At 47.3% G+C, this 4437-nt stretch carries 5 protein-coding genes; 4 read left to right on the forward strand and 1 reads right to left on the reverse strand.

The annotated features are described in order from the left end of the window. The first annotated feature begins 346 nt into the window (after positions 1–346). The 4 genes from Q0314_RS06085 (at position 347) to Q0314_RS06100 (ending at position 3975) form a co-directional block, all read left to right on the forward strand. The gene (locus Q0314_RS06085; protein WP_298057541.1) at positions 347–1105 is read left to right on the forward strand and encodes an amino acid ABC transporter substrate-binding protein; all 759 of its coding nucleotides are present in this window, start codon (positions 347–349) and stop codon (positions 1103–1105) included. A gap of 336 nt (positions 1106–1441) precedes the next feature. After that, complete coding sequence (locus tag Q0314_RS06090) at positions 1442–2059, forward strand: amino acid ABC transporter permease (protein WP_298057546.1); 618 nt, start codon at positions 1442–1444, stop codon at positions 2057–2059. Next, on the forward strand, positions 2059–2811 hold the full coding sequence (locus tag Q0314_RS06095; RefSeq protein ID WP_298057542.1) for an amino acid ABC transporter ATP-binding protein: 753 nt from the start codon (positions 2059–2061) through the stop codon (positions 2809–2811). Before Q0314_RS06090 ends, Q0314_RS06095 begins: the two co-directional genes overlap by 1 nt. A 21-nt stretch (positions 2812–2832) precedes the next feature. After that, a complete protein-coding gene (locus tag Q0314_RS06100; RefSeq protein WP_298057543.1) occupies positions 2833–3975 on the forward strand; it encodes a PLP-dependent aspartate aminotransferase family protein in 1143 nt (380 codons plus the stop codon). Positions 3976–4030: 55 nt separating this feature from the next. Here the strand turns inward: Q0314_RS06100 and Q0314_RS06105 are convergent. Continuing rightward, the coding region (locus Q0314_RS06105; protein ID WP_298057544.1) for a CopD family protein at positions 4031–4437 on the reverse strand (407 nt) is incomplete at its 5' end.

Here is a 4437-nt window from a genome sequence, read left to right on the forward strand (position 1 = left end):
AGCAGATTGATTAGACTTTAGCCGCCTATCTTGCGCCCGTCTCAAAGTCGTGTGGCGTAAAATTAACGGAGTTTTAGTTTATGCAAAAGCTGGGTTTTGATATATTTTTATTTTATCTTAAACTTTTTTTGCATAAAATCGTCGTTTAAATTTAAAACGAAAGGTACATCATGAAAAGCGATATGTGCGACATGTGTTGTTGCGAGATGAAAAGCTAGGGCGCTAGGCACGAATTTCTTTTTAAGTGCTTAGCAAGTCGCTAAACATTTAAAAAGAATTTTACTTAATCCGCATACGCGAGCCTTTTTAAATGAATAGCTAACGATAAATTTAAAAAGGACGAAAAATGAAAAACTTACTAAAATCTTCTCTACTTACTTTGGCGGGCTTAGCCCTTTTAACTAACGCAAACGCAAAAACCATCCAAGAAGGCGTCTTAAAGGTTGCGACCGAAGGCACGTATTCGCCGTATTCTTTCCACGACGAAAAGGGCGAGCTAACCGGCTACGACGTAGATATCGCAAAAGCCGTCGCCGGTAAACTAGGGCTTAAAGTCGAATTCGTCGAAGCTCCGTGGGACGCGATGCTAGCGGCTTTTGACGCGGGTAAGGCAGACGTGGTGTTTAACCAAGTAAGCATCACTGAGGAGCGAAAGAAAAAATACGAACTTAGCGAGCCTTATACCGTTACTTACGGCGCGATCATCGTTCGCAAGGACAACGACTCGATAAAAAGCTTCGCCGACTTAAACGGCAAGAAAAATGCCGACTCGGCTACTAGTAACTGGGCTAAGGTCGCTGCTAGCTACGGCGCTCAAAACGTCACGGTCGATAGCTTTGCTAAAAGTATGGAGCTGCTAATCGCAGGCCGCGTAGATAGCGTGTTGCGCGACAATATCGTGTTTTTGGACTTTACGAAAAATCAACCCGCCGCTCCGGTTAAAATCGCCGTCGTCGGAAACGAAAAAGACTACATCGGCGTAGCCGTGCAAAAGGGAAACGCTGAGCTAACCGAGCAGATAAACAAAGCCCTAGCCCAGCTAAAGGCCGAGGGCAAGCTAAAAGAAATCTCGCAAAAGTATTTCGGCAAGGATGTTTCGGAGTAAATTTGCTAGGTCAAATTTAGCAGATTTCAAACGGGTTCGCCGCTCGTTTATGCTAGCAGCGATGCCATGTTTACGGGCTTGCTTGCAGGCTAAATTTAAAAGCCGTTAAATTTAGCCGTATATTTTAAATTTAGTAGAAAACGCCGCTTGTGAAACTAAACGGCAAACTTAGGCAAATCTTGCAAGCTAAATTTGCTTAAAACAAGCGAAATTTAACGGCTCAAAGGCTTGCGACGAGTAAATTTAAGCCTAAAATCGGCGTGAAAGACGGAGGTAAATTTGGACACGGAACGCATAAACCGCATAATCGAGCTTGTCTCAAGCTCGCTGCTGCCGATGCTAGAAGCCCTAGCTAAGGTCACGATACCGCTCACGCTGGCGTCTTTTGCCTGCGGGCTGATTATCGCCGTAATAACCGCTATCGCGCGTCTTTCAAGCGTAAAAATTTTACGATGGACGTTTGGCGGCTACGTTTGGATATTTCGCGGCACTCCGCTTTTAGTGCAGCTTTTTATCGTATTTTTCGGGCTTCCTTCTATCGGAGTTACGCTTGATACGTGGAGCGCGGCGATCATCGCTTTTAGCCTAAACGTCGGCGCCTACGCGTCCGAGTCGGTGAGGGCAGCGATCCTATCGGTGCCTAAGGGGCAGTGGGAGGCGGCGACCTCGCTAGGTATGACGCACGCGCAAATTTTACGCCGTATCATCGCGCCTCAGGCCGTGCGTATATCGCTGCCGCCGCTATCAAACACCTTCATCGGGCTAGTTAAAGACACCTCGCTAGCTGCTTCCATAACGATGGTGGATATGTTTATGGTAGCCCAGCGCATCGCCGCTCGCACCTACGAGCCGCTGCTGCTTTACGTGCTGGCCGCGCTTATTTATTTGGTCGTTTGCACGCTGCTTACCTTTTTGCAAGGAAGGCTAGAAAAACGAACATCAAGGTACGTGTAATGGCGATAAAATTTAAAAATTTAACCAAGAGCTTTGGCGAACAAAAGGTGCTAGAGGGCATCGACCTAGAGATCGCAGATGGGCAAACTACGGTGATCGTGGGGTCCTCTGGATCCGGTAAATCAACCCTGCTTCGCTGCATAAATTTACTCGAAATCCCCGAGGAAGGCGAGCTGGAGCTAGACGGCGAGAAGATAAAATTCGGCGGTAAAATTTCACCAAAAGAGCTACTGCCCTTTCGCAGGCGAACGGGGATGGTGTTTCAGGGGTTTCATCTGTTTCCGCATTTAACGGTTTTGCAAAACGTGATCGAAGGACCGACGCAGGTGCTCGGCATCGACAAGCAAACGGCGATAAATAAAGCCCTCGAGCTACTAGGCAAGGTTGGCATGGCGGATAAGCAAAACGCCTATCCGAACAGACTCTCGGGCGGTCAGAGCCAGCGCGTGGCGATAGCTAGAGCGCTAGCGATGGATCCGTCGTTTTTGCTGCTAGACGAGCCGACTAGCGCGCTAGATCCGGAGCTGGAAGCCGAGGTGCTAAAAGTCGTCATAGCCCTAGCCAGAGAGAAAAAATCTCTCGTCATCGTCACGCATAATATGAATTTCGCTCGCAAAGTCGCGGATAGGATTTTGTTTTTGGATAAAGGCAAGATCGCGTTTGACGGCGATGCGGAGAGATTTTTCGCTAGCCGAAACGAGCGTATAATGAGCTTTATCTCGGCGATGGATATAAGATTTTTGAAATTTTAGCGATAAATTTAAGGAGAAAAAATGAAACTAGACACACTAATCGTAAAAGGCATCGAGGCCAAACATAACCCTTTTGGAGCCGTCGTGCCGCCCGTTTATCTGGCGACGACGTTCGTGCAAGAGGGGCTAGACGGCTTTGGCGAGTTTGCTTACTCGCGCGGCGCAAATCCGACTAAGCAGGCGTTTGACGAGCTTTTTGCTAAGGTGGAGGGCAGTAAATACGCATTTAGCTTCGGCTCGGGAATGGCGGCGACGGCAGCGGCTTTTAGCCTGCTAAAAACGGGCGATAAGGTGCTACTAAACAACAACGTCTACGGCGGCACTTTCCGCTACGTTAGCAACGTCTTTGCGTCGCAGGGCATAAGCTACGAGGCGGTGGACGATTTAAATTTATTAGAGGAAAAAGATATCGCAGAGAATGTAAGAGCGATATTTATCGAGACGCCCTCAAATCCGCTGCTACGCGTGACCGATATCCGCCGTATCGCAGACATCGCGCACAAAAGAGGCATCCTGGTAATCGCCGATAATACCTTTTTAACGCCTTATTATCAAAAGCTTTTTGATTTTGGCGTAGATATCGTAGTTTATAGCGCGACGAAATATATCGGCGGACACGCAGACGCGATCGCGGGCATCGTCACGGTAAATGACGACGCGCTAGCCGAAAAGATAAAATTTGCCAGAAATACCTTTGGCGGCATAATCAGCCCGATGGACGCTTATTATCTGATAAGAGGCCTTAAAACCCTTAGCGTGCGCTTTGATCGCCAGACGCAAAATACGCATAAAATCATCGAATTTTTAAAATCGCACGAAGCGGTAGACGCGGTGCACTACGCTGGATCGTACTCGCAGCTAGAAAAGCAGATCCAGGCCCGCCAAGCAAGCGATATCGGCGCGGTTATATCGCTGGAGCTAAACGAAAAATACGACTATAAAATTTTTGCCAAATCTCTGGAGCTTTTTGATCTAGCCGTGAGTCTTGGCGGCGTTGAGAGCCTCATCTGCCAGCCCGCGTCCATGACGCACGAATCATACCCTAAAGAGCTGCAAGACAAAATCGGCATAAAGCCTAATCTGCTGCGCCTTGCTATCGGCGTAGAAAACGCAGACGACCTAATCGCCGATCTAGCTCAGGCGATAAAAAAGGCTAAAATTTAGCTTCGCATCCGTGCGCTTCTTTATATTAGAAAGTCTCGGCGATTAAATTTAAGCCTTAAAAAGGCTTCCACATCATCATAGCGACTACTATGACTAAAATAATCGTCGGTACTTCGTTGTAGGCGCGAAAAAACATACCGGTTTTTTTACAGGTTTTGTCTTTAAGCGTTTTCATATAATGCCCTAGGCTCAGATGATAGACGGCCATTACGATTACGGCGGTTATTTTGACGTGCATATAGCCGTTTTGCAGTAGCTCCGGCATCGCTATTAGTATCATCGCTCCGGTAGCGAAAGAGCCTATTATGGAAACCCAGCCGATATAGTGGTACATTTTGTATTCTTGTACTTCTACGACGCGAACAAAGTCCGGTTTGTCCATATTTTCCGCATGATAAACGTAAAGGCGCGGCTGATAAAATAAAAACGCCATCCACGAAACGAAGAAAATAAAGTGAAAGA

Source organism: uncultured Campylobacter sp. (assembly GCF_938040115.1).
GTDB lineage: Bacteria > Campylobacterota > Campylobacteria > Campylobacterales > Campylobacteraceae > Campylobacter_A.

Excerpts from the sequence above, each read along its gene's own strand:
- Q0314_RS06085 (WP_298057541.1), top strand. The coding sequence starts at position 347 with ATGAAAAACTTACTAAAATCTTCTCTACTTACTTTGGCGGGCTTAGCC.
- Q0314_RS06090 (WP_298057546.1), top strand. The coding sequence starts at position 1,442 with ATGCTAGAAGCCCTAGCTAAGGTCACGATACCGCTCACGCTGGCGTCT.
- Q0314_RS06095 (WP_298057542.1), top strand. The coding sequence starts at position 2,059 with ATGGCGATAAAATTTAAAAATTTAACCAAGAGCTTTGGCGAACAAAAG.
- Q0314_RS06100 (WP_298057543.1), top strand. The coding sequence starts at position 2,833 with ATGAAACTAGACACACTAATCGTAAAAGGCATCGAGGCCAAACATAAC.